The organism is Methylobacterium sp. J-048 (assembly GCF_022829515.1).
Taxonomy (GTDB): domain Bacteria; phylum Pseudomonadota; class Alphaproteobacteria; order Rhizobiales; family Beijerinckiaceae; genus Methylobacterium.
In genome coordinates this window covers 23,152-45,035 of sequence record NZ_JAKSYL010000243.1, presented here as the reverse complement: position 1 = coordinate 45,035, position 21,884 = coordinate 23,152, and the positions used below count along the sequence as shown (strand labels likewise).

General features: G+C 69.7%; 21 protein-coding genes. 14 read left to right on the top strand and 7 right to left on the bottom strand.

All coding sequences use genetic code 11. The annotated features are described in order from the left end of the window. Positions 1–115: 115 nt before the first annotated feature. The 4 genes from MKL09_RS24425 (at position 116) to MKL09_RS24410 (ending at position 4,706) form a co-directional block, all read left to right on the top strand. Positions 116–1,369 carry an O-antigen ligase family protein gene (locus MKL09_RS24425; RefSeq protein ID WP_244024671.1) on the top strand — a complete coding sequence of 418 codons (1,254 nt, stop codon included), beginning with the start codon at positions 116–118 and terminating at the stop codon, positions 1,367–1,369. After that, positions 1,366–2,748: a glutathione-disulfide reductase gene (gene gor / locus MKL09_RS24420; protein WP_244024558.1), complete on the top strand. Its 1,383-nt coding sequence runs from the start codon at positions 1,366–1,368 to the stop codon at positions 2,746–2,748. The genes MKL09_RS24425 and gor overlap by 4 nt, the downstream gene beginning before the upstream one ends. 54 nt (positions 2,749–2,802) lie before the next feature. After that, positions 2,803–3,123 (top strand): RNA polymerase sigma factor region1.1 domain-containing protein, encoded by a 321-nt coding sequence (locus MKL09_RS24415; protein ID WP_244024556.1) that lies wholly within the window; start codon positions 2,803–2,805, stop codon positions 3,121–3,123. Between the two features lie 200 nt (positions 3,124–3,323). After that, positions 3,324–4,706, top strand: coding sequence for a class II 3-deoxy-7-phosphoheptulonate synthase (locus tag MKL09_RS24410; protein WP_244024554.1), 1,383 nt, complete (start codon positions 3,324–3,326; stop codon positions 4,704–4,706). 43 nt (positions 4,707–4,749) lie between these two features. Here the strand turns inward: MKL09_RS24410 and MKL09_RS24405 are convergent, their stop codons facing one another. Continuing rightward, positions 4,750–7,581: an EAL domain-containing protein gene (locus MKL09_RS24405; RefSeq protein WP_409566984.1), complete on the bottom strand. Its 2,832-nt coding sequence runs from the start codon at positions 7,579–7,581 to the stop codon at positions 4,750–4,752. Between the two features lie 396 nt (positions 7,582–7,977). On the opposite strand from MKL09_RS24405, the gene MKL09_RS24400 reads away from it, so the two are divergent. After that, entirely contained in the window at positions 7,978–8,262 is a 285-nt protein-coding gene (locus MKL09_RS24400) for a plastocyanin/azurin family copper-binding protein (RefSeq protein ID WP_244024551.1), read from the top strand. Positions 8,263–8,585: 323 nt separating this feature from the next. Here the strand turns inward: MKL09_RS24400 and MKL09_RS24395 are convergent, their stop codons facing one another. Both MKL09_RS24395 and MKL09_RS24390 read right to left on the bottom strand, forming a co-directional pair. Further along, a complete protein-coding gene (locus MKL09_RS24395; protein ID WP_244024548.1) occupies positions 8,586–9,872 on the bottom strand; it encodes an efflux RND transporter periplasmic adaptor subunit in 1,287 nt (428 codons plus the stop codon). 146 nt (positions 9,873–10,018) lie between these two features. After that, positions 10,019–10,723 (bottom strand): sulfate transporter family protein, encoded by a 705-nt coding sequence (locus MKL09_RS24390; RefSeq protein ID WP_244024547.1) that lies wholly within the window; start codon positions 10,721–10,723, stop codon positions 10,019–10,021. Between the two features lie 127 nt (positions 10,724–10,850). On the opposite strand from MKL09_RS24390, the gene MKL09_RS24385 reads away from it, so the two are divergent. The 3 genes from MKL09_RS24385 to MKL09_RS24375 all read left to right on the top strand — a co-directional run bounded on the left by MKL09_RS24385 (position 10,851) and on the right by MKL09_RS24375 (position 13,351). Next, on the top strand, positions 10,851–12,176 hold the full coding sequence (locus tag MKL09_RS24385) for a flavin monoamine oxidase family protein (RefSeq protein WP_244024545.1): 1,326 nt from the start codon (positions 10,851–10,853) through the stop codon (positions 12,174–12,176). A 90-nt stretch (positions 12,177–12,266) separates the two neighbouring features. Then, the gene (locus tag MKL09_RS24380) at positions 12,267–12,899 is read left to right on the top strand and encodes a cyclic nucleotide-binding domain-containing protein (RefSeq protein ID WP_244024543.1); all 633 of its coding nucleotides are present in this window, start codon (positions 12,267–12,269) and stop codon (positions 12,897–12,899) included. Between the two features lie 152 nt (positions 12,900–13,051). Then, complete coding sequence (locus MKL09_RS24375; RefSeq protein ID WP_244024541.1) at positions 13,052–13,351, top strand: GIY-YIG nuclease family protein; 300 nt, start codon at positions 13,052–13,054, stop codon at positions 13,349–13,351. A 94-nt stretch (positions 13,352–13,445) separates the two neighbouring features. Here the strand turns inward: MKL09_RS24375 and MKL09_RS24370 are convergent, their stop codons facing one another. Next, the gene (locus MKL09_RS24370; RefSeq protein WP_244024538.1) at positions 13,446–14,444 is read right to left on the bottom strand and encodes a 2-hydroxyacid dehydrogenase; all 999 of its coding nucleotides are present in this window, start codon (positions 14,442–14,444) and stop codon (positions 13,446–13,448) included. Positions 14,445–14,783: 339 nt separating this feature from the next. Between MKL09_RS24370 and MKL09_RS24365 the strand changes: the two genes are divergently transcribed. Next, complete coding sequence (locus MKL09_RS24365) at positions 14,784–15,347, top strand: SH3 domain-containing protein (protein WP_244024536.1); 564 nt, start codon at positions 14,784–14,786, stop codon at positions 15,345–15,347. Between the two features lie 853 nt (positions 15,348–16,200). Here the strand turns inward: MKL09_RS24365 and irr are convergent. Beyond that, positions 16,201–16,716 carry a Fur family transcriptional regulator Irr gene (gene irr / locus MKL09_RS24360; RefSeq protein ID WP_279606100.1) on the bottom strand — a complete coding sequence of 172 codons (516 nt, stop codon included), beginning with the start codon at positions 16,714–16,716 and terminating at the stop codon, positions 16,201–16,203. Between the two features lie 236 nt (positions 16,717–16,952). Between irr and fabA the strand changes: the two genes are divergently transcribed. The 5 genes from fabA (at position 16,953) to MKL09_RS24340 (ending at position 20,468) form a co-directional block, all read left to right on the top strand. Then, positions 16,953–17,489: a 3-hydroxyacyl-[acyl-carrier-protein] dehydratase FabA gene (gene fabA, locus MKL09_RS24355; RefSeq protein WP_244024534.1), complete on the top strand. Its 537-nt coding sequence runs from the start codon at positions 16,953–16,955 to the stop codon at positions 17,487–17,489. 142 nt (positions 17,490–17,631) lie between these two features. Further along, on the top strand, positions 17,632–18,858 hold the full coding sequence (gene fabB, locus MKL09_RS24350) for a beta-ketoacyl-ACP synthase I (RefSeq protein WP_244024532.1): 1,227 nt from the start codon (positions 17,632–17,634) through the stop codon (positions 18,856–18,858). Positions 18,859–18,917: 59 nt separating this feature from the next. Further along, on the top strand, positions 18,918–19,040 hold the full coding sequence (locus MKL09_RS32115) for a hypothetical protein (protein ID WP_279606099.1): 123 nt from the start codon (positions 18,918–18,920) through the stop codon (positions 19,038–19,040). A gap of 193 nt (positions 19,041–19,233) precedes the next feature. Next, entirely contained in the window at positions 19,234–20,064 is an 831-nt protein-coding gene (fabI, locus tag MKL09_RS24345; RefSeq protein ID WP_244024530.1) for an enoyl-ACP reductase FabI, read from the top strand. A gap of 155 nt (positions 20,065–20,219) precedes the next feature. Further along, positions 20,220–20,468, top strand: coding sequence for a flagellar protein (locus tag MKL09_RS24340; RefSeq protein WP_244024528.1), 249 nt, complete (start codon positions 20,220–20,222; stop codon positions 20,466–20,468). Between the two features lie 10 nt (positions 20,469–20,478). Here the strand turns inward: MKL09_RS24340 and MKL09_RS24335 are convergent, their stop codons facing one another. Both MKL09_RS24335 and MKL09_RS24330 read right to left on the bottom strand, forming a co-directional pair. Then, a complete protein-coding gene (locus MKL09_RS24335; protein WP_244024526.1) occupies positions 20,479–21,195 on the bottom strand; it encodes a YoaK family protein in 717 nt (238 codons plus the stop codon). 228 nt (positions 21,196–21,423) lie between these two features. Further along, positions 21,424–21,813 carry a hypothetical protein gene (locus MKL09_RS24330; protein ID WP_244024525.1) on the bottom strand — a complete coding sequence of 130 codons (390 nt, stop codon included), beginning with the start codon at positions 21,811–21,813 and terminating at the stop codon, positions 21,424–21,426. Positions 21,814–21,884: the final 71 nt, after the last annotated feature.

Here is a 21,884-nt window from a genome sequence, read left to right as displayed (position 1 = left end):
GGCCTCGAAGGAGCCCTCCAGGGATCGCGAGCAGGATGGAGGGCTCCTTCGAAGCTCGCTGCGCTCGCACCTCCGGATGAGGGGGGTGTTTGGATAACCGTTGCCCTTGACCCTCATGCGAGCGCGATCAAACAGCCCGGCAGCATCTGAAAGGCTCGACAGCCGCCTCTACGCGGCGGGTTCGACCCTGCTCGCCGTCCTGCCGCTGGCGATGGTGCTCGCCAACCGGTCGAGCCCCGCCGTCATCGGCTTTGCTGCGCTCGCCGTCCTGGTCGGACGCGTCTTCGAGGATCGCCGTACCCTCGCGCCACGCCTCCTCACCCCCCTCGCACAGCCGCTCGGCCTCGCGGCGCTCGCATTCCTGGCCTGGTGCCTCGTCTCCTTGGCCTGGACGCCATTCCCCATCGCGTCGCTGCGCGTGCTCGGCGAGTTCCTGCCGACCCTGGTCGCCGCCTACCTGCTGGCCTGCCTCGCCCCCGGCCGGATCCCGGCCTTCGCGCCACGCCTCGCGGCAGGGGCGATCGCGCTGGCGGGTCTGATCATCGCGGTCGATCTCGCCTCCGATCTCGCCCTGGAGCGGGCGCTCGGGCACCGGGTCGCCGCCTTCGTCCACAACCGGCCGGCGCTGACCCTCGATCTCGTGGCCGGCCCCGTGGCCCTCGTGCTGTGGCGGATCCGCAGCCGCGGGCTCGCCGTCGCGACCCTGGTCTTCGTGGCGTTCGGCGTGCTGCGCTCGATCAGCGGCGCGGCCCAGCTCGGCCTGCTGGCCGGTGCCGGGATGTTCGCCCTGGGCCGGCTGCTGCCGAAGCGGGTCGGGATCGGGCTCGTGGGCCTCGGCCTCGGCCTCGCGGTGGCGCTCGCCCCGGTGGAGGGCGATTTGCTCGCCAAGGTCATGCCGGAGGCGGCCCATGAGCGCCTGGTCCAGTCCTCGTCCCGGGCGCGGGTCGCCATCGCCCGCAGCTTCGGCGCCGCAGTCGCGGCCGATCCGTGGCGCGGGGCCGGCTTCGGCACCAGCGCGCGCTTCGCCGAGACCCCGGTCGCCGGCACGGTCGCACCCGAGATGCGCATTCTCCTCGGGGTCGGCCACCCGCATAACAGCTTCCTGCAGGTCTGGGCCGAACTCGGGCTCCCCGGCGCGATCCTCAGCACGCTGGTGTTGATGCTGATGCTCGGGCGTATCGCCGGAATGGCGCAGTCCGACCGCGCCGCGGCTTTGGGTCTCATCGCCTGCGCGGCGTCCATCGCGTTCGTCGAGCACAATGGCTGGGCGGCGTGGTGGACGGCCGGGCTCGGCGCTGCCATCACCTGGATGCGTGAAGCCGCGGTTTCGCGTGCCGCTACGAGCCCCGAGATGGACGATCCTGCATGAGCGCCTACGACGTCGACCTCTTCGTCATCGGGGGCGGCTCGGGGGGCGTCCGCGCCGCCCGGATCGCGGCCGGCTACGGCGCCAGGGTCATGCTGGCCGAGGAGTACCGGGTCGGCGGCACCTGCGTGATCCGCGGCTGCGTGCCGAAGAAGCTGATGGTCTATGCCGGCCGCTTCGCCGACGAGTTCGAGGATGCCGCCGGCTTCGGCTGGACGGTCGAGCGGCCGCGCTTCGACTGGAGCGTGCTCAAGCGGCGCCGCGACGCCGAGGTGGCCCGCCTCGAAGGGATCTACGACACCAACCTGATGCGCGCCGGCGTCGACGTCGTGCCCGAGCGCGCCGTGATCGAGGATCCGCATACGATCCGCCTGCTCGGGTCGGACCGGGTCGTGCGGGCCGAGCGGATCTTGATCGCGGTCGGCGCGCACCCGGTGAAGGAGCCCGCGGTGCCGGGGATCGAGCTGGCGATCACCTCGAACGAGGTGTTCGAGCTGGAGAGCCTGCCCGCGCGCATCCTGGTGATCGGCGGCGGCTATATCGCGGTGGAGTTCGCCGGCGTCTTCGCGGCGCTCGGCAGCCGCACGACCCTGCTCCACCGCGGCGACAGGCTGCTGCGCGGCTTCGACGACGAGGTTCGCGATGCCCTGGCCGAGGCTTACGGCCAACGCATGGACCTGCGGCTCGGGCGGACGCTGGCGCAGATCGACCGGCACGCCGACGGCCTGTGCGCGCGCCTCGACGACGGCTCCGAGATCCTGGTCGACCAGGTCCTGGTGGCGACGGGCCGCCGACCGAACGTCGCCGGGCTCGGCCTGGACCAGGCCGGGATCGAGACCGACGCCGCCGGGGCGATCCCGGTGGATGCCTATTCGCAGACCCGGGTCCCCTCGATCTACGCGGTCGGCGACGTCACCAACCGGGCCAACCTGACCCCGGTGGCGATCCGCGAGGGCCACGCCTTTGCCGACACGGTCTACGGCGGCAAGCCGTCCTGCGTCGATCACCGGCTGATCCCGACCGCCGTGTTCTCGACGCCCGAAATCGGGATCGTTGGCCATACCGAAGCCACCGCCCGGGAGATCTACGGCACGATCGACGTGTATAAGGCGCGCTTCCGGCCGATGAAGGCGACGCTCTCGGGCCGCGAGGAGCGGATCCTCATGAAGGTGCTGGTCGATTGCGCCAGCGACCGGGTGGTCGGCGTTCACATCTTCGGCCACGATGCCGGCGAGGTGATCCAGGCCGTCGGCATCGCCGTCACCATGGGTGCCACCAAGGCCGATTTCGACCGGACCATCGCGGTCCACCCCACGGCGGCCGAGGAGCTGGTTACCATGCGGGTGCCGGAGGTGACCAAGCATCCGGTGGGCAGCGGCTGAGTTCCGCACGTCGCGGGGTCTCGACGCGGTGCGCAGCCGAGCCATATCAGGGTCATGGGCAAGCAGGGCGCAGGCAAGGACAACGGCGAGGACGACGCGCACGCGCGGCGTCAGTCGATCATCGACGGCCTCTTGGCCGATGCCTTGCGGCCGGCCTTCAGCTACCGGGCCCCGAGCCATGAGGCACTGCCCGCCGACATCCGCCGGGCGATCGACCGGCTCTTGGCCAAGGCGGAGACGCAGCGCAGCCGCTGCCTGACCTACGACGACCTCGAGGAAGCCCTGCCGCCGCGGGACGTCTCCGCGGAGGATCTGGAAGCCATCTTCTGGATCTTGGCCGAGCACGGGATCGAGGTCGAGGACGGCGAGGCTTGAGGTCGAACAGGTTTCGCGGTTCGGAAGCCGCGCCGAGCCGGATGCGGGAATAGAGCTTTGCGGGAGCCAGGCCCCAACTCTGCTTCAGGCTCCTGCCAGCCCTCAGGAATCCGCCCCTCGCAAGCATCCGGGAACCTCTCTATAAGCCGCGCTTCGCGCGTCATGCGCGATCGCACGACGAACGTGCGCGGAGAGAGGTCATGGCCGAGCGTTGGACACCGAAGAACTGGCGGACCCTGCCGATCCAGCAGGTCCCCGCCTATCCGGATTCTGCGGCGCTGCAGACGGTCGAGACCCAGATCGCGAGCTTTCCGCCGCTGGTTTTTGCAGGTGAGGCCCGCAAGCTGAAGGCGGCGCTCGCGCGCGTCGCGGCGGGCGAGGCGTTCCTGCTGCAGGGCGGCGACTGCGCCGAGAGCTTCGACGAGCATTCGGCCGACAACATCCGCGATTTCTTCCGGGTGTTCCTGCAGATGGCGATGGTGCTGACCTTCGCGGGCGGCTCGCCCGTGGTGAAGGTCGGGCGCATCGCCGGGCAGTTCGCCAAGCCGCGCTCCTCGCCCACCGAAACCCTCGATGGCGTGAGCCTGCCGAGCTACCGGGGCGACATCGTCAACGGCATCGGCTTCACCGAGGAGGCTCGCATTCCGGACCCGCGCCGGCAGCTCGAGGCCTACCGGCAATCGGCCGCGACCCTCAACCTGCTGCGCGCCTTCGCCACCGGCGGCTACGCCAACCTGGAGAACGCGCATCGCTGGATGCTGGGCTTCGTGAAGGATTCGCCGCAATCCTCGCGCTACCAGGATGTCGCCGGCCGCATGACCGACGCGCTCGACTTCATGCGGGCGATCGGCATCAACCCGGAGACGCATCCGGAGGTGCGGACCACCGATTTCTACACCAGCCACGAGGCTCTGCTGCTCGGCTACGAGGAGGCGCTGACCCGCGTCGACTCGACCACCGGCGATTGGTACGCGACCTCCGGGCACATGCTGTGGATCGGCGACCGCACCCGGCAGCCGGACCACGCCCACGTCGAATACGCCCGCGGGATCAAGAACCCGATCGGCTTGAAATGCGGCCCGTCCATGCAGGCGGACGGCCTGATCCGGCTAATCGACCTGCTCAACCCGGAGAACGAGCCCGGCCGGCTCAGCCTGATCTGCCGGTTCGGCGCCGACAAGGTCGGTGAGCACCTGCCGGGCCTGATCCGGGCGGTCGAGCGGGAAGGGCGGTCCGTGGTCTGGATCTGCGACCCGATGCACGGCAACACCGTCTCGGCGGGCCGCTACAAGACCCGGCCGTTCGACCGGGTGATGCAGGAGATCGAGGGCTTCTTCGGCGTCCACCGGGCCGAGGGCACGATCGCGGGCGGCATCCATCTCGAGATGACCGGCAAGGACGTGACCGAGTGCACCGGCGGTGCCCGGGCGCTCACCGCCGACGACCTGCAGGACCGCTACCACACCTACTGCGACCCGCGCCTCAACGCGGAGCAGGCGCTGGAAGTGGCGTTCCGCACGGCTGAGCTGGTCAAGGCCGAGCGCAGCCACGTCGAGCGCCCACACCTCGACGCGGCGGAGTAGGACGCTCCGCCAAATCCCTCCCCCTGCACGGGGGAGGGACCCCTCAGGCGATCGCCCGGGTGGCGCCGTTCCAGCGCTGGATCACGTCGCCGACCTGGGAGACCGGGACCGCGCGGCTGATCAGGTAGCCCTGGATCTCGTCGCAGCCCTCGGCGCGCAGGTGGGCGAGCTGCGCCTCCGTCTCCACGCCCTCGGCGGTAGTGGTCATGCCGAGGCTGGCGCCCAGCCCGATCACCGCGCGGACGATGAAGTCGGTCCCATCCTTCACGCACAGGTCGCGCACGAAGGACTGGTCGATCTTGATCTTGTCGAACGGGAAGCTGCGCAGGTAGCTCAGCGACGAGTAGCCGGTGCCGAAATCGTCCATCGAGACCCGCACGCCGAGCGCCTTCAGGCTGTGCAGGATCGCCGTGGTCGCGCCGGGATTGGCGACCAGCACCGATTCGGTGATCTCCAGCTCCAGGCGGCGGCCGGGCAAGCCGGTCCGACGCAGGGCCTCGCGCACCGCGGTGACGAGGCTCGCGGACGTGAACTGAACCGCAGAGACGTTGACCGCGACCTTGAGCCCGTCCGGCCAGCGGGCGGCCTCCTCGCAGGCCCGGCGCAGCACCCACTCCCCGAGCGGGACGATCAGGCCCAATTCTTCGGCAATCGGGATGAACTCGGCCGGCGAGACGAAGCCGCGGGTCGGGTGGTCCCAGCGCAGCAGGGCCTCGAAGCCGCAGATCCGGTCCGCGGCGAGGCTGTAGATCGGCTGGTAATAGACCTCGAACGCCTCGCGGGCGAGCGCGTCGCGCAAATCCCGCTCCAGGATCCGCCGGGTCTGGAGGCGGGCGTCCATCTCGGGCTCGAAGAACCGGAACGAGCCGCGCGCCTCGGTCTTGCCGCGGTCGAGGGCGACCTCGGCGTTCTTCAGGAGCTTCTCGCAGCTCGCCCCGTCGCCCGGCGCCAGGGTGATGCCGATGGTCAGGCCGACGCTGATCTCGTGGCTGCTCAGGCTGTAGGGCGCGCTCAGCACCTCGATGATTCGGCGCGCCAGGACGGCGGCGTCCTCGGGCCGGTCGATGTTGCGCTGAACGACGATGAACTCGTCGGCACCCAGGCGGGCGACGCAGTCGATCTCGCGCACGCAGGCGGTGAGGCGCTCGCCCACCGCCGCCAGCAATTCGTCCCCGACCCCGTGGCCCAGGGTCTCGTTCACCGGCCGGAAATCGTCGAGGTCGATGGCGAAGACCGCAAAGCCCGAATCGCGCCCGGCTTGCGCCACGGCCATCTCGATCTGCTGGCCGAGTGCTTCCCGGTTCAGCAGGCCCGTGACGGTGTCGTGATGCGCCAGGAAGGCGATGCGCGCCTCGGCGCGGCGGCGCTCGGTGACGTCCTCGTAGGTCGCCACGAAGCCGCCATCGGCGGTCGCACGCCGGTCGATCGAGACCGTCCGGCCGTTGCTCAGTTCCTGGAACTGCGTATGCCAGATGCCGCCGCGATGGGCCTCGTGCTCGTGGCGGAGGAGGGTGGCGAGGTCGCTGCCCGGATGGTTGCCGGCCGCCAGGCAGGCCGCCAGCACGTCCTGCGCCGACATCCCCGGGACGACGGCATTGGAGGCCAAGCCGTAGATCTCGCCGTAGCGCCGGTTCACCACCATCAGGCGATGCTGCGCGTCGTAGAGGCAGAGTCCCTGGGACATGTTGTCCAGGGCCGCGTCGAGCCGCAGGTTGGTCGCGGTCAGCCGGTCCTCCTGCTCCTTGAGCAGACTGATGTCGCTGCACACGGCGACGAAGCCGCCCTGCTGGGTGGCGCTGCGGCTCACCCGCAGCCAGCGCCCGTCTGCCAGGCGGATCTCTCCGTCGCGGGCGAGCGCCCGGAAGCACTCGTCGAGCTTCGTCGAGCAGGCGCCGTCCGCGTCGGCGGGGCGCGACAGGGACACGCCGGAAGCGATCGCCGCCTCCAGCCCGTCGAAGAAGTGCAGCGCCTGGGCGTTGGCGAGCGCGATCCCGCCCTCGGCATCGACCACGACCACGCCCTCGCGGGAGGTCTGGAGCGCGTCGGTCACCAGGGCCTCGGCCACCCGGCGCTGGCTGACCTCGCGCTGCATCATCGCCTGGATGTTGTCGCGCATCACCGCCATCGAGCGGAGCAGGCTGCCGAGTTCGTCGCGGCCGCCGGCCGGGATCCGGTCGTCGAGGCGCCCGCTGGCGATCCGCTCCGCCGCCACCGAGGCATCGGCCAGGGGCCCGGTGATGCGGCGGTTGAGCAGCCAGGCGATCAGCGCGCAGGCGAACACCGCCAGCCCGGCCACGATGGCGTTGACGTGCATCTCCCGGGCGACGAGCTGCCGGGCTGCCTGCCGAAAGGTGAAGCCGTCGCCTGCGGTATAGTTGACGAGGAGCTCGATCTGGCCGTCGACCGCGTTGGCCTGGTGGTCGAGGGCGTCCCAGCGCTCGGGCCGGGCGGTGGCCGGGTCGAGGCCGCGGCGCATCTCTTCCCAGGTGGCCACCGCGGCCTGGACGGCCCCGGCGGTGCGCACCGACCGGTCCGACTGCGAACGCTCGACCGCGATGGTCAGGTCCTCGGAGAGCGTCGTCGAGAGCTCGGCGATCTCGGCATCGAGCTTGGCCGCCTCCGCGGCGTCGCGGACATGCGTGCGGCGTGCGAAGGCGCTGCGCATCTTGGCGAAATCCGCCGCGGTCGCCCGGGCGTAATTGATCGACATCAGCGACTCGTCATAGGTGCGATTGACGAGTGCCCCGACATGCGAGATCGCAACGACGGCATAGAGCCCGAGCGCCCCCGACAGCACGCTCATGCCCAGGAACGCGACGAAGATCCGGCCGCGGATCGTGGTGGACAGTGCCGCCACGCCGTGCGCGACGCGCATCAGACCCGCTGGCGGCCGTTCGTCCGTCGCTCTCTCGGGGTCTCGCATCGCACCGGGCCGCCGTATGACAGGTCGAGTGAACCGTAACTGCTACATGTTAAGGCTCGATTAGCCGGCCGATCCTTCGCTCGACTCATCGATAATCGTTTTGGCGGGTCGATCACCTCGGAAACAGCCGGATGAGCTGGAACGCGAGGCATCGTGAAAATGATTTCTCAATAAACTTCCCTCTAGTCTAACCGGGCTCGAACGCTTGCCGCCGCTGCGGATACAAGTTCGGCGCTCGCGAATCCGAGGAACAGCATGGCCCCCGCAGCGCCGAGTTTACCCGCATCGCTCCGCTGGAAGCCGGTTCTCCCGGCAGCGCTCGCCTTGGTCCTCGGGATGGCCTGCGGATTGGTCCTGGTCGGCAATCTCGAGGCCTCCGGGCTGCTGGTGTCGCAGAAGGGCCGGGCGTTTCAGCCGGGCAACATCGCTTTGAGCCGGGGCGAGACGGTGATGTTCGTCAACGACGACAGCGACCTGCTGCATCACGTATTCGTCGAATCCGACACGTTCAGCTTCGATTCCGGCGACCAAGAGCCGGGCAGCCGCACGCCGGTCACCTTCACCGAGCGAGGGACGTTTCAGGTCCTCTGCGGTATTCATCCGAAGATGAAGCTGGTGGTGCGGGTGAATTGAGACCCGTTTGTAGGGGACGCGATCCGCAATTGAGCCTCCGCCGTCATTGCGAGCGCAGCGAAGCAACCTAGGGCAGCGCGTGCTATCCGCATGTAGCGTTTCCCTGGGTTGCTTCGCTGCGCTCGCAATGACGGTGGGAGCAGCTGAGGAGGGTGCCGCCCGACGGACGCCAAAAGATCAATCCCATCCGCCCTTGATCCTGAAGTGCTGCGCAGCAGCCTCGAAGGAGGGCTCCGCTTCGCTCCGTCGCCTCAGGATGAGGGGGGTGGGCTGGAGGAGGGGCGCCGGGGACATACGCCCGCGGCCCGACCACCTGGCCTCCATCACCGCTCCGCAGCCCGGATCGGCTTGGCCGGCTGCGGCGGCGGCACGCGCTCGATCGTCTGACCGTCGCGCAGCTCCGGCGGCGGGCTGAAGACGATGTGGCTGTCGGCGGCCAGGCCCGATTCGAGTTCGAGCACCCGCCCGAGATCGCGCCGCACCTTGATCGTCCGCCACGTCACCCGGTCGTCCTCGCCGACCTCCGCGACCTGAAGGCCGTTGCGGTTGAACACCGTCGCCTCGGCCGGGACCGTGACGCTCTCGTCGGTACGCGGGATCTTCAGAGTCACGGCGGCGTAGAGCCCCGCCCGCAGGGCCCGGTCGGGGTTCGGCACGTCGACCTGCGTCGTCAGGGTGCGCGAGGCGGCGTTCAGCGCCGCCGAGCTGCGCTCGACGAAGCCGCCGAAGCGGCGTCCCGGGATCTGCGGCACGCTGATCTCGGCCTGGACGCCCGGCTTGACCCCGACCGCATCGTTCTGGGGCACGTTCACGGCAATGCGCAGGATACTGTCCTGGTCCATGCTGAGCAGCGGCGTGCCGCCATTGTCGGCTTTGACCAGATCGCCGACATCGACGTTGCGGGTCGTGACGACGCCGTCGAACGGCGCCACCACCCGCTCGAATGCGGTCAGCGCCTTCAGTCGGTCCACCGCCGCTTCCTGCGACGCGATGTTGGCGGTGGCGACCTTCACCCCCGCCTCGGCGGCCGCCAGGGTCGCGGCCTGCGAGAGCACGCCGGCCTGGGAGGTGTCGGCGTTCTGGCGCGACGCCCAGCCCTGGACGGCGAGCGTCGCGGTGCGGTTGTTGGTCAGGTTGGCGAGGTTGACGTTGGCGCGGGCCTGCTCGACCTGCGCCTGGGCCTGGAGCAGCTGCGCCTTCAGCTGGCCGACCTGCGCCTCGGCCTGGACGAGCTGCTGGTCGAGTTCCGGGGCGGCGATGCGCAGGAGCAGGTCCCCGACCTTGACCCGGGAGCCGATATCGACCCGCCGCTCGGCGATGTAGCCGGTGGCGCGGGCCGCGATCGCCGCAGTGGTGAAGGGCTGGGTCTCGCCGGGCAGCGTGAGATCGAGGGGACCGTCCGCGCGCTCCGCCACGACCGTGCGGACCTGGGGCACCAGGGTCTTGATCCGCTCCAGCGTCGCGGTCGCCTCGACGTCCCGCTGCCAGTGATTGTAGGCGCCGTAGCCGAGCAGGCCCAGCGCGATCAGCCCCACGATGAGAAACGGACCCTTGCCGGGGGGCGGGGGGATGTCCTTGGGGCCGCCCTGCGCTGGGTCTTGCGCCTTCATCGTTCGGCTCTCCGCCCCGGTGTGCCGCCGGGCTCTCGCCACGGTAGCGGCCGAAGACCCCGGCGACCAGAGCGAGGCTTCGACGCATCCCGGTCCTAGCACATCGTCTGTTCCGAAAGCCGGCGGCCACGTTTCGGGACGATGCTCTATCGGGCTGCCGGCCCCGCAAGCCGGAGGCGCCCGCTGAGGCGCTTGTGCAGGTGGACCATCAGGGCGATCCCGAACAGCGGCGTCAGCAGGTTGAGGATCGGCACCACCATCATCGCCGACATCAGGCAGCCGGCGCTGAGCGTGCGCAATGCGAAGGTCTTGCGCATCTCGGCGGCCTCGGGAAGCGGCCGGAACCGGGCGGCCGCCATCTCAAAATATTCCCGCGCCAGCAGGTAGGCGTTGGCGCCGAAGAACGCCGCGATCCCGATCACCGGCACGAAGAAGATCACCAGCGCCGCCAGGTTGACCAGCAGCGTCACACCCGCGAAGCGCACGGCGTAGAACATCGCGGTGCCGAGCGGCATCGGCCGGCCGGGGGGATCGTCGGGAAAATCCGTGCGCTCCACGATCGCGGCGGCATCGTCGAGAAAAAAGCCCGCCACCAGGATCGAGATCGCCGGCATGAGATAGGCCAGCACCACGAACAGGCCGAACCCGGCGAGGTAGTAGGCGAGGCTGTCGAGGATCGGGTATTGGGCTGAGATGTGGTGGCTCGCCTGAAACGCCTGGACGAGGCGGGTCAGGCCGAGCCAGAGCAGGACCAGGAGCCCGAGCGTCAGGCCCAGGGACTTCCACAGGATCGCCCGCAGGGGCGGGGAAAAGGTCTGGCGCAAAGCCGCCGCGGCGGACTCGACGATCATCGGGCGGGGTTTCCGGCTAGCGCCGGAGGCGGCGCGGCAGCGTTGTGAAGGGGTGCGGCCACCGGCGCAAGGCCGGGCGCAGCCGCACCGGAGCGAGCGGACAGGAGTGCGCGTGCAGGACGCCCGGATGACGGCCTTGATCTCTCGGACATCCGCGGAGCCGGCGCGCGCGCCCGATTACCGGCCGCGCCTGGCACCGCTGCCTGCGGATCCGGAGGTGCTGGTGATCGGCGCCGGCGCCGCCGGGATCGGAGCGGCCCGGACTCTGGTGGAGCGGGGCGTGCGCGTCGCCGTGCTGGAGGCGCGCGACCGGATCGGCGGCCGGGCCTTGACGGTCTCGATCCGCGGTCACGCCCTCGACCTCGGGGCGCACTGGCTCCATGCCGGGCCGATCAACCCGCTGGTGGCGCTCGGCCGGGCGCGCGGGGAGCGCCTGAAGCTGGCCCCCCAGGAGAGCCACGTCTGGGTCGACCGCCGCCGCGGCCGCCCCGACGAGATCCGGGCCAATGCCCGGGCCTTCGACCGGGCCGACCAGGCGATGACCCGGGGCGCCGCGCGGCCGGGGCCCGACCGGCCGGCCGGGATCGCCCTGCCGCCGGGCCTCGGCCCCTGGGGCGCCCGGGTGGCGCAGGTCCACGGCTTGGTCTCGGGTCGGCCGCTCGGCGAGGTGTCGCTGCACGACTTCCCGAGCCTCGAATACAGCGAGAATTTTTTTCTGGCCGGCGGCTACGGCAGCTACCTCGCCCGGCTCGCCAACGATCTGCCGGTGGCGCTGTCGAGTCCGGTGGCCCGCATCGATTGGTCCAACAAGCGCGTGCGCGTGGAGACGGCCGACGGCACGGAATACCGGGCGCGGGCGGTGATCGTGACGGTGCCGGTCATGGTCCTGCGCGACGGGCCGTCCTTCTCACCGCCGCTACCGAACGCGGTCCGCGCTGCGATCGACGGCTTCTCCACCGGCCTCTACGAGCACGCGGTGCTGCACTGGCCGTCGAGCCCGTTCCGGGGCCGGGACCGGCTGGCCGCGATCCACGGCAGCCGGCCGTCGCCGGCCGGCCTGCTCACCCAGATCGACGGCACACCGTTCCACTATTACGAGCTCGACGTGCACGAGGCCGAGGCGCTCGACGCCGCCGGATCGGGCCCCGACGGCGTTCGTCGCCATGTCCGGGCGGTCCTGGCCGAGCAGTTCGGCCGGGCGCGCCTGCGCGACCTGACCATCCCGGCGGTGAGCGCGTGGCGGCACGATCCGTGGTCGCGCGGCTCCTGGGCGGTGGTGCCCCCCGGCCACGCGCCGGCCCGCGAAACCTTGCACGCACCCCTGGCGGACACGGTCTGGTTCGCCGGGGAGGCGTTGTCGCGGCTGCAATGGGGCACGGTCGGCGGCGCCTACGAGGAGGGTACCCGCGCCGCCGCAGACGCCGCCGAGCGTATCCGCGCGGGCACAGGCTGAGGCGCACGCGCGCCGCCGGCAGTCCCGCGTCTTGCCGGAGCCCGGCCGGACGGGCATCCCGCTCAGGCTGGGGTGAGGTCGGAGGCGCGCGTGGATTGGATCGAGGCGATCGGCTATCTGGGCACCGCGCTGACCATCTCGGCCTCGGCGATGAGCACCATGATCCCGCTGCGGATCATCTCGCTCTGCGCCAGCTGCGCCGTGATCACCTACGGGGTGCTGATCGGCAGCATGCCAGTGGTGCTCACCGAGGCGATCCAGATCCCGTTCAACGCCTACCGGCTGTGGCAGATGATGCGCCTGGTGCGCGACGTCGAGACCGCCGCCGACGGCAACCTGTCCCTCGAATGGCTGCGGCCGTTCGGGTCGCAGCGCCCGTTCGGAATCGGCGAGGTGGTGTTCCGCAAGGGCGAGTTGGCGGGCGAGATGTACTACGTCGAGAGCGGCGCCTTCCGGATCCCCGAATTCGAAATCGAGGTACGTCAGGGCGGGATCGTCGGAGAGCTCGGCCTGCTCGCGCCGGGCAACACCCGGACCGCCTCTCTGGTCTGCATCGAGGCCGGCAACGCCCTGTGCGTGTCGTATTCCGACGTGAAGCAGCTCTATTACCAGAACCCGGAATTCGGATTCTATTTCCTCAAGCTGACCAGCGAGCGGCTGTTCCAGAGCGTGCGAAGCGAGACCCCACCGCAAACCTTGGCGGCGCAAGGTGATTTGCTATGATCCACCGCTCGAATCACTGCGACCGAAAACACAACACCTTGTCTTTCCGGGGCGCGCCGAAGGCGTGAACCCGGAACCCATAACCGCCGCGGATGCCCAAACCGGCGCCGTCGGCTTCGGTTTGGACGTGCAACCGATCAGGCAGGTCCGCCGTGGCGTATCACGTCTACCTGCTCGCCAGCCGAAAGCACGGCACCCTCTACGTCGGTGTGACCAACAATCTCGCCCGCCGCATCCACGAGCATCGGACTGCAGCAAGTCCGGGCTTCACGGCGACCTACGGCGTGACCCGGCTGGTCTGGTATGAATCCTACACGTACGTCGTGGAGGCGATCGACCCGGAGAAGGCGCTCAAGAAATGGCGCCGCGACTGGAAGATCCGGCTGATCGAGGATTTCAACCCGGACTGGTCGGACCTCTATCCGACTTTGAGCGGCTGGACCGGATCGTAGGCAGACGCGCTCATCCGGCTGCGTCGGCGGCTATGGGTTCCGGGTTCCGCTGCGCGGCCCCGGAAAGACAAGGGCGGTGTTTCCGAACCTGCGCTCAGAGCATGCTCGGCAGGATCCGGTCCGGCGGGCGGTGGCCGTCCATGAAGGTCTTGATGTTGATGATGACCTTCTCGCCCATGTCGATGCGGCTCTCGTAGGTCGCGGAGCCCATATGGGGCAGCAGCACGACCTTGCCCTGACGGGCGAGCTTCACCAGGCGCGGGCTCACCGCCGGCTCCTGCTCGAACACGTCGAGGCCGGCCGCCGAGACATCGCCGGCCTCGATCAGCCGGGCGAGCGCGTTTTCGTCGATCACCTCGCCGCGGGCGGTGTTGACCACGATCGCCTCGGGCTTGAGCAGCTTCAGGCGCCGGGCCGAGAGCAGGTGGTAGGTCGCCGGGGTGTGCGGGCAGTTGACCGAGACGATGTCGACCCGGGCCAGCATCTGGTCGAGGGATTCCCAGTAGGTCGCGTCCAGCGCGCCCTCGATCGCGGCCGGGACCCGGCGGCGGTTGTGATAGTGGACCTGCAGGCCGAAGGCGCGGGCGCGCTTGGCGAGCGCCTGGCCGATCCGGCCCATGCCGACGATGCCGAGGCGCTTGCCGGTGATCCGTCGGCCAAGCATCCAGGTCGGCGACCAGCCCGTGGTCCAGTCGTCGTCCGGGATGATCCGCGCGCCCTCGGTGACGCGGCGGGCCACCGCCAGGATCAGCGCCATGGTCATGTCGGCGGTGTCCTCGGTCAGGACGCCGGGGGTGTTGGTGACCGTGATGCCGCGCTCGAGCGCCGCGGCCACGTCGATATGGTCGACGCCGTTGCCGAAATTCGCGATCAGCCGCAGGTTCGGGCCGGCCTGGGCCAGCAGCCCGGCATCGATTTCGTCGGTGACGGTCGGGACCAGCACGTCGGCCTCGCGCAGGGCCGCCGCCAGGGCGTCGGCCGGCATCGCGGCATCGTCGGGACTGAGGCGCACGTCGAACAGCTCGCGCATCCGCGTCTCGACGGCATCCGGCAGGCGCCGCGTCACGACCACCAGCGGCTTGCGCTTCGACACGTCTCTCTCCCCGTCAGCCTCGCGGCCGTGTTGGCGATCCCTGCCCGGTGGACCGGATCCGGACCACCGTCAGCAAGCGTCCGTTAACCGAACTCGGCCAGACAGGTCGGGTGCGAGGCACCGGTCCCGGAGCCTGTTCCGACCCATCGGCCTCTCTACCAGAGGTGGGCCGGAACACAATCGGATGCCGGCGGGATCCGCGCATCGACGGATTGCGCCTTCACCGTCCCGGCCCCGATCGGGGCTTTCCGGTTTCCGGGATGCAGGATCAACAACACCGAGCGGATCGGCCCCAGCCGGTTCCGCGCGGCACCGCGACGTTGGGAAAGGGAGAAGACCATGCGCGCGTCACGCCTGAGCTTCGCCGTCGCGGCGCTGCTGCTGGCCGGCCTCGCCCCCGCGGCCGCGGCCCCGCCTCCCACCGCGCCCGAGACCGGCACCGGCCCGGTCACGAAGCTACCGCTGCCGCGCTACGCCAGCCTCAAGACCGACCGCGTCAACCTGCGCGAAGGGCCCTCCAAGGATCACCGCACTCTGTGGGTGTTCCAGCGGGCGGGCCTGCCGGTGGAGATCGTCGGCGAGTTCGAGACCTGGCGGCGGATCCGCGACTCGGAGGGCACCGAGGGCTGGGTGCTGCACTCGCTGCTCTCGGGGCGCCGTACCGCGATCGTCAATGCCGGCCCCGACAAGGGCGCCGAGAAGGCCGCGATCCCGCTGCGCGCCAAGGCCGACGAGGGTGCGGCCGACGAGGCCCGGCTCCAGACCGGCGTGATCGGCAGCGTGAAGGCCTGCACCGGCACGTGGTGCCGCCTGATCGTGACGCTCCCCAACCGCCGGGACGTGGACGGCTACATCCGCCAGAACCGCCTCTGGGGCGTGTATCCGAACGAGGTGGTGGAGTAGTTTTTTTGAGTTTTTGGGGAGAGCGGCGGGCAACGCCGTTCGCCTAAATCCGCCGCGCCGATCTGCGCTGCGCCTTCCACCCACATCCTTATCCTGTTGTGGCAGCGGGCAGCGTCGCCCTCGAAGGAGCCCTCCAACTTCCGCGCGATCCCTGGACCCCTCCTTCGAGGCCTCCTCTACGCTCCGTCGCCTCGGGATGAGGGGGAGGGTTCGGATATGCGCTCGCCTAACCGGCCTACTGCCGACTCTTTGTGACTCAGCAGGAGGTTGGCCTCAGCCCAGCCCTCGCGAAACGCGACGCAGGCCTTGTTTCCCACTCCGGCGACAACGGTCACATCTCGGCCCCTGCAGACCGCAACGTGCCCCTTCTCTCGCACGGGCTTGCGAGTTCATACATCGGAGTCGGCAGAATCCACGGGAGACACCGCGGATCTCCCTCCTCTCTGCGGGGGGCTACCGCCTACACAGGTTTGGGGCGTGGCCGCTCTTGCACACCGCAACGGGCCCCCTCTCCCGTGCGGGAGAGGGTTGGGGTGAGGGGTCAGGTTTGTCCGGAGAGGTCGCATCCCTCACCCTGTCCCTCTCCCGCACGGGAGAGGGGACCCGCGCCCTCTGCGCCTACGGCATGACTACGGGCTACAGTCGAAACCTATGTAGCCCGTGGCCGGCGAAGGGGGAGGGAGCCGCGCCCGGGGTTGGCCTTGGCCCTCATTCGGCAGCGATGTGTGAACATCGCAGCCCGCCAGGGCGAGTGCACCCGCGCCTCATTCGGCAACGACAGACGCGCAACAAAAAAGCCGCCCGAGACCGGGCGGCTCAACGTCGGCGCAAGCGGCCGAGGCCGCCCGAAAACTCAGCTCTGGCGGCGCGCCGCCGGGCGGGCGCGGCGCAGGCGGACGATCACCTCGACGCCGGCGATTTCCATGCCCTCGGGGGCCTCCGGCAGGGAATCGACCGTGATGCCGCAATCCGGCATGTCGATCACTTGATTCTCGTCTTCCAAGTAGAAGTGGTGGTGCTCGCTCGGGTTCGTGTCGAAATAGGCCTTCGACCCGTCGAGCGCGAGCTGGCGCAGGAGCCCCGCCTCGGTGAACTGGTGCAGCGTGTTGTAGACGGTGGCCAGAGAGACCGGCACCTTGGCGCGCATCGCCTCGTCGTAGAGCATCTCGGCGGTCAGGTGGCGGTCGCCGCGGCCGAACAGGAGCCAGCCCAGCGACAGGCGCTGGCGGGTCGGCCGCAGGCCGGCCCGGCGCAGGCGGTCGCGCAGATCGGACAACGGACAGCCGCGACGCGGCATGCCGTTGGCTTCCAGCTGGGGGGCGGGGACCCGGCCGTTGAGGATCGCCTGAAGGGGCAGCAGTTCGGACATTTCGGGACTGAACGCTCGACGAGGACCCTGAAGGAATGGGATTCGTCATACTATACGGAAGTGGACATGCGGTCGCAACCCAAGCCGCCTGGCCGAGCCGCCGCGCACCCCTTCCGCAGGCGCCGATGGCTTTGAAGGCGCGGCGCCCCGTGCTAACCCGCGCGCCGAACGCCCGGGCGCCTGGCGTGCATCGCCTGCCTGCCCGCCACGAAAGTCCAGAGGAAACAGCCACCTTCATGTCGCAAGACGCCGAGACGCCAGCACAGGCCGCGAGCCGCAAGTCGAACTATTCCTACCAGGATCTACTGGCCTGCGGGCGCGGCGAGCTTTTCGGCGCCGGGAATGCGCAGCTTCCGCTGCCGCCGATGCTGATGTTCGACCGGATCACCAGCATCGGCCAGGAGGGCGGCGCCCACGGCAAGGGCCACGTGACCGCCGAGCTCGATATCCGCCCGGACCTCTGGTTCTTCCCCTGCCACTTCCAGGGCGACCCGGTGATGCCGGGCTGCCTCGGGCTCGACGCCCTGTGGCAGATGCTCGGCTTCCATCTCGGCTGGCTGGGCTCTCCGGGCCGGGGCCGGGCGCTCGGCGTCGGCGAGGTGAAGCTCGCCGGTCAGGTGCTGCCAGTGATGAAGAAGGTCGTCTACAATGTGGACGTGAAGCGCGTCCGCCAGGGCAAGCTGGTGCTGGGCATCGGCGACGGCTGGCTTGAGGCCGACGGTGAGCGTGTCTACCAGGTCCAGGATATGCGGGTCGGCCTGTTCCAGAGCTGACCGGGCCGCGTTTCGGGGGCGTCTTTCGCATCGCGGCGGCAACGCCCAGCGCCCTCGGCAGTTGAGATTGTACCCGCGTCACCTTAGCTGACCGGGACGCGGCCCGGGCGACCGACGCCGCGACGGAGGAATCGTCACGACCATGCGCCGCGTCGTCATCACCGGGATGGGCATCGTCTCATCCATCGGCAACACCACGCAGGAGGTCCTGGCCTCCCTCCATGAGGCACGCTCGGGCGTCGCGCGCGATGCGAGCTATGCCGAGCACAACTTCCGCAGTCAGGTTTCCGGCAGGCCCAGCCTCGATCCCGAAGGCGTGGTCGATCGGCGCGCCATGCGCTTCCACGGCGGCGGTTCCGCCTGGAACCATGTGGCCATGGATCAGGCGATCCGCGATTCGGGCCTGGAGCAGGCCGAGATCTCGCACGAGCGCACCGGCATCATCATGGGCTCGGGCGGCCCCTCAACCCGGGTGATCGTAGATGCTGCCGCCATCACCCGCGACAAGGGCCCGAAGCGGATCGGCCCGTTCGCGGTCCCGAAGGCGATGTCCTCGACCGCCTCGGCGACGCTGGCGACCTGGTTCAAGATCCGCGGCGTGAACTACTCGATCTCGTCGGCCTGCGCGACGTCCAACCATTGCATCGGCAACGCCGCAGAAATCATTCAGGGCGGCCGGCAGGACATCATCTTCGCCGGCGGCTGCGAAGATCTCGACTGGACGCTGTCGAACCTGTTCGACGCCATGGGGGCCATGTCGTCGAAGTACAACGACACCCCGGCCCGGGCCTCGCGCGCCTACGACGCGAACCGGGACGGCTTCGTCATCGCGGGCGGCGCGGGCGTGCTGGTTCTCGAGGAACTGGAGCACGCCAAGGCCCGCGGCGCGCGGATCTACGGCGAGGTCGCCGGCTACGGCGCGACCTCGGACGGTCACGACATGGTCGCGCCGTCGGGGGAGGGCGCGGTACGTTGCATGCGCCAGGCGATGGAAGGCCTGAAGGGCGCGCGGATCGACTACATCAACCCGCACGCCACCTCGACCCCGGTCGGCGACGACAAAGAGATCGAGGCGATCCGGGAGGTGTTCGGCCGGGGCGAGGATTGTCCGCCGATCTCGGCGACCAAGTCGCTGACCGGCCACTCGCTCGGCGCCACCGGCGTGCAGGAGGCGATCTACAGCCTGCTGATGATGCAGAACGGCTTCATCTGCGAGAGCGCGCATATCGACACGATCGACCCGGCCTTCGCCGACATGCCGATCCTGCGCCAGCGCCGGGACGACGCCAAGCTCGGCCACGTCCTGACCAACTCCTTCGGCTTTGGCGGCACCAACGCCACCCTGGTCCTGAAGCACGTAGACGCTTGACTGTCTCATCTCGGAACCACCGCGTCCGGGGCGACGTTTACCGTTCGTTGGATGGGGTGGTGGCGATGGGTACGTTCCTGATCGGAGCACTGAGCGGCCTGATGATTGCGGGCTGCGCCGCGATCTACGCCAAGCAGGCGCTGATCGAAGAGGCCCGATCGCATACGGACGGGTACTTCTAAGCCGACGCTCCACCCTGCGATGAACGCCCCGCCCGTCGGCGGGGCTTTTTTTTGGCCGGCGCCGAAGCCTGTCCGGTTTGGATCGCGCGGCAAGCCGCGCTAAGGCACCTGCGTCGCGGATAGGTTGTTCAACCGCATCGCGGCCCGTCTCCGCGTCCCGGGGGCAGCGTACTCGTACGGAATGTGAGTCGGCATGACAGGTTTGATGGCGGGCAAGCGCGGCCTGATCATGGGCGTCGCTAACGATCACTCGATCGCCTGGGGCATCGCCCGGACCCTCCACGCCCACGGCGCGCGGCTCGCCTTCACGTATCAGGGCGACGCCCTGGGCCGGCGGGTCGCCCCCCTGGCGGCGCGGCTCGATTCGGACATCGTGCTGCCCTGCGACGTCGAGGACATCGCCTCGGTGGACGCCACCTTCGCGGCCCTCGACGAACGCTTCGATGGCGGGCTCGACTTCGTGGTCCACGCCATCGGCTTCTCCGACAAGGCGCAGCTCAAGGGCCGCTACGTCGACGTCACCACCCGCGAGAACTTCGCCCGGACCCTGACGATCTCGTGCTTCTCGTTCACCGAGATCGCCCAGCGCGCGGCCAAGCGGATGAAAAACGGCGGCTCCCTGCTGACGCTCACCTACGGTGGCTCGACCCGGGTCATGCCGAATTACAACGTGATGGGCGTGGCCAAGGCTGCGCTGGAAGCCTCGGTGCGCTACCTCGCGAGCGATCTCGGCCCGGATGGAATCCGGGTCAACGCGCTCTCGGCCGGCCCGATGCGGACGCTGGCCGGCGCTGGCATCGCCGACGCAAGGCTGATGTTCAACCACCAGGCGGCCCACGCTCCGCTGCGTCGCACCGTCAGCCTCGACGACGTCGGCGGCTCGGCCCTCTACCTGCTGTCGCCGCTTTCCGGCGGCGTCACCGGCGAGGTCCATTTCGTCGATGCCGGCTACAACATCATCTCGATGCCGCGCCCCGACGTGCTGCAGGCTCAGGACGCGGCCGGCGTCGTCGGCGATTCTTAGCGGTCTGAGCCCGACGCTCAGCGAGGAAGGCAAATCGACTCGCGAACGTGCCTCGGGGCTTGCCCGCGGAATCGACGCATTGCCTCGCATTTTACGCAACCGCGAAACCGTTGCCTCGCGTCTCCGTGTCAGGCTCTCCTGCAGGAGAACCCGCGATGATCGACGCGCTTCAGACTGCCACCGCCGGCATGAGCCGGGCGACGGACCGGCTCGGGACGGCCGCGCAAAAGATTGCGGAGATCGGCGAACCGGCCGGGGATGCGGCGCTGCCGCCCGCCGCGCAGGTCGATCTGTCCAGCACGGTCGCCGACCTGATCGGGTCGCGGACATCCTTCGCGCTGAACGCCGCGGTGGCGCGCACCGCCGACCGCATGAGCGGCCAGCTCCTCGACATCAAGGCCTGACGCGGCGCCGTCACTCCGCCGGGGCCGAGTGGCGGGCGCCGATCGCCGGGGCCGCCAAAAGCGCCAGGATCGCGGCGGCGGCAAACAGCAGCCCCACGCCGATCGCGCGATAGGCCACGACGCCCACAAGGCCGCCGCCGAGGAACGCGCCCACCGTCATCAGGTGAAGCCGCAGCTTGTCGGGGTCGTGGCGCTTGGCCTGCGGATCGCCGGCCTTGCGGTCCAGCCAGCGCGCGAGCTCGATGCCGATATCGGTGACCATGCCGGTGACGTGGGTGGTCCGCACCCGGGCATCGGTGATCTTCGTCACCACGGCATTCTGCAGGCCCAGGACGAAGCTGAGGCCGAACACCAGCGCCTCGCCGCGTGCAGGCTCGGCCAACGGCAGGGCGACGAAGCCGATCGCGGCGAGCAAAATCGCCTCGGCGCAAATGCTGTAGGCGTAGGCGCCGTGGGGCGCGTGGCGACGCCGGCGGCGGATCAGCAGGGTCGAGGTCGCGGCGCCCAGCATGAACAGGACGACGAGCAGCAGCGCCTTCACGGCCAGGATCAGGTCGCCGGTCCCGGCCCGGTCGGAGATCGCCGAGACGTTGCCGGTCATGTTCGAGGCGTAGAAGCCGACGGCGTAGAAGCCTGCCGTGTTCAGCGCACCGGCCACCGCCGCCAGGGACCAGGACAGGTTGAGGTCCGCCGCGAAGCTGCGCGTCTCGCCTTCATGGACAAGCATGGATTCGCCGATGCCGTTGGAGCAGTGCCGACCGAGAGTCAGCAAACGTAACCGACGAAGCTGTGGCGGAGTATGCGGACACGGCGCAGGCGAGACCTGCACGGCTTGGGCGCGTCCCGCACCGACAACTCAGCAGAGGAGGATTGGCAAGGGCCGCTGGAACGATCCGGGCGCCCCGCTCAGCGGCCCGGATCGTCATGATCGCCAGGTCCCGCTGCGGAACCCTGCTCACCAGCCGCGGTAGCGGCGGCCGTAGCCATAATCGTCGTCGCAATCCGCATCGTCGCGCCAGCGCCGATGGCCGTAGCCGACCGGCACGCGCTCGTAGGTGACGACCCGCCGGGTCGCGTAGACCGGCTCGACGTCCTCGTAGGCGCGATAGACCGGGCGCGGCCGGACGACCACGGGCGTCGGCCCGTAGCCGTCGTACGGTGCGGGACCGTAGGAATAGCCATACGCGGGGGCGGCCTGGGCCGCTGCGCCGATCAGGGCACCGGCCGCTAGGCCGCCGATGATGCCCGCCGCGATGGCACCGCCCCCGCGCGCCTCGGCGGCGGTGGACGCGAGGGTCCCCGCGCCGATCAGCGCGGCGGCCGAAAGCACAGCGATCCGTTTCATGACCTGACTCCGAATGAAGCGCGGGATCACCGGAGCGATCCCGATCACGAGAGACAGAATGCCTAGGTTTG

Bases quoted from the DNA above. Each gene is read 5' to 3' on its own strand.
- MKL09_RS24365 (WP_244024536.1), top strand. From the start codon at position 14,784: ATGCGCGCGTCACGCCTGAGCTTCGCCGTCGCGGCGCTGCTGCTGGCC.
- MKL09_RS24330 (WP_244024525.1), bottom strand. From the start codon at position 21,813: ATGAAACGGATCGCTGTGCTTTCGGCCGCCGCGCTGATCGGCGCGGGG.
- MKL09_RS24425 (WP_244024671.1), top strand. From the start codon at position 116: ATGCGAGCGCGATCAAACAGCCCGGCAGCATCTGAAAGGCTCGACAGC.
- MKL09_RS24395 (WP_244024548.1), bottom strand. From the start codon at position 9,872: ATGAAGGCGCAAGACCCAGCGCAGGGCGGCCCCAAGGACATCCCCCCG.
- MKL09_RS24340 (WP_244024528.1), top strand. From the start codon at position 20,220: ATGATCGACGCGCTTCAGACTGCCACCGCCGGCATGAGCCGGGCGACG.
- MKL09_RS24405 (WP_409566984.1), bottom strand. From the start codon at position 7,581: ATGCGCGTCGCGCACGGCGTGGCGGCACTGTCCACCACGATCCGCGGC.
- MKL09_RS24385 (WP_244024545.1), top strand. From the start codon at position 10,851: ATGACGGCCTTGATCTCTCGGACATCCGCGGAGCCGGCGCGCGCGCCC.
- gor (WP_244024558.1), top strand. From the start codon at position 1,366: ATGAGCGCCTACGACGTCGACCTCTTCGTCATCGGGGGCGGCTCGGGG.
- fabI (WP_244024530.1), top strand. From the start codon at position 19,234: ATGACAGGTTTGATGGCGGGCAAGCGCGGCCTGATCATGGGCGTCGCT.
- MKL09_RS24390 (WP_244024547.1), bottom strand. From the start codon at position 10,723: ATGATCGTCGAGTCCGCCGCGGCGGCTTTGCGCCAGACCTTTTCCCCG.
- MKL09_RS24415 (WP_244024556.1), top strand. From the start codon at position 2,803: ATGGGCAAGCAGGGCGCAGGCAAGGACAACGGCGAGGACGACGCGCAC.
- irr (WP_279606100.1), bottom strand. From the start codon at position 16,716: ATGTCCGAACTGCTGCCCCTTCAGGCGATCCTCAACGGCCGGGTCCCC.
- MKL09_RS24410 (WP_244024554.1), top strand. From the start codon at position 3,324: ATGGCCGAGCGTTGGACACCGAAGAACTGGCGGACCCTGCCGATCCAG.
- fabA (WP_244024534.1), top strand. From the start codon at position 16,953: ATGTCGCAAGACGCCGAGACGCCAGCACAGGCCGCGAGCCGCAAGTCG.
- MKL09_RS24335 (WP_244024526.1), bottom strand. From the start codon at position 21,195: ATGCTTGTCCATGAAGGCGAGACGCGCAGCTTCGCGGCGGACCTCAAC.
- fabB (WP_244024532.1), top strand. From the start codon at position 17,632: ATGCGCCGCGTCGTCATCACCGGGATGGGCATCGTCTCATCCATCGGC.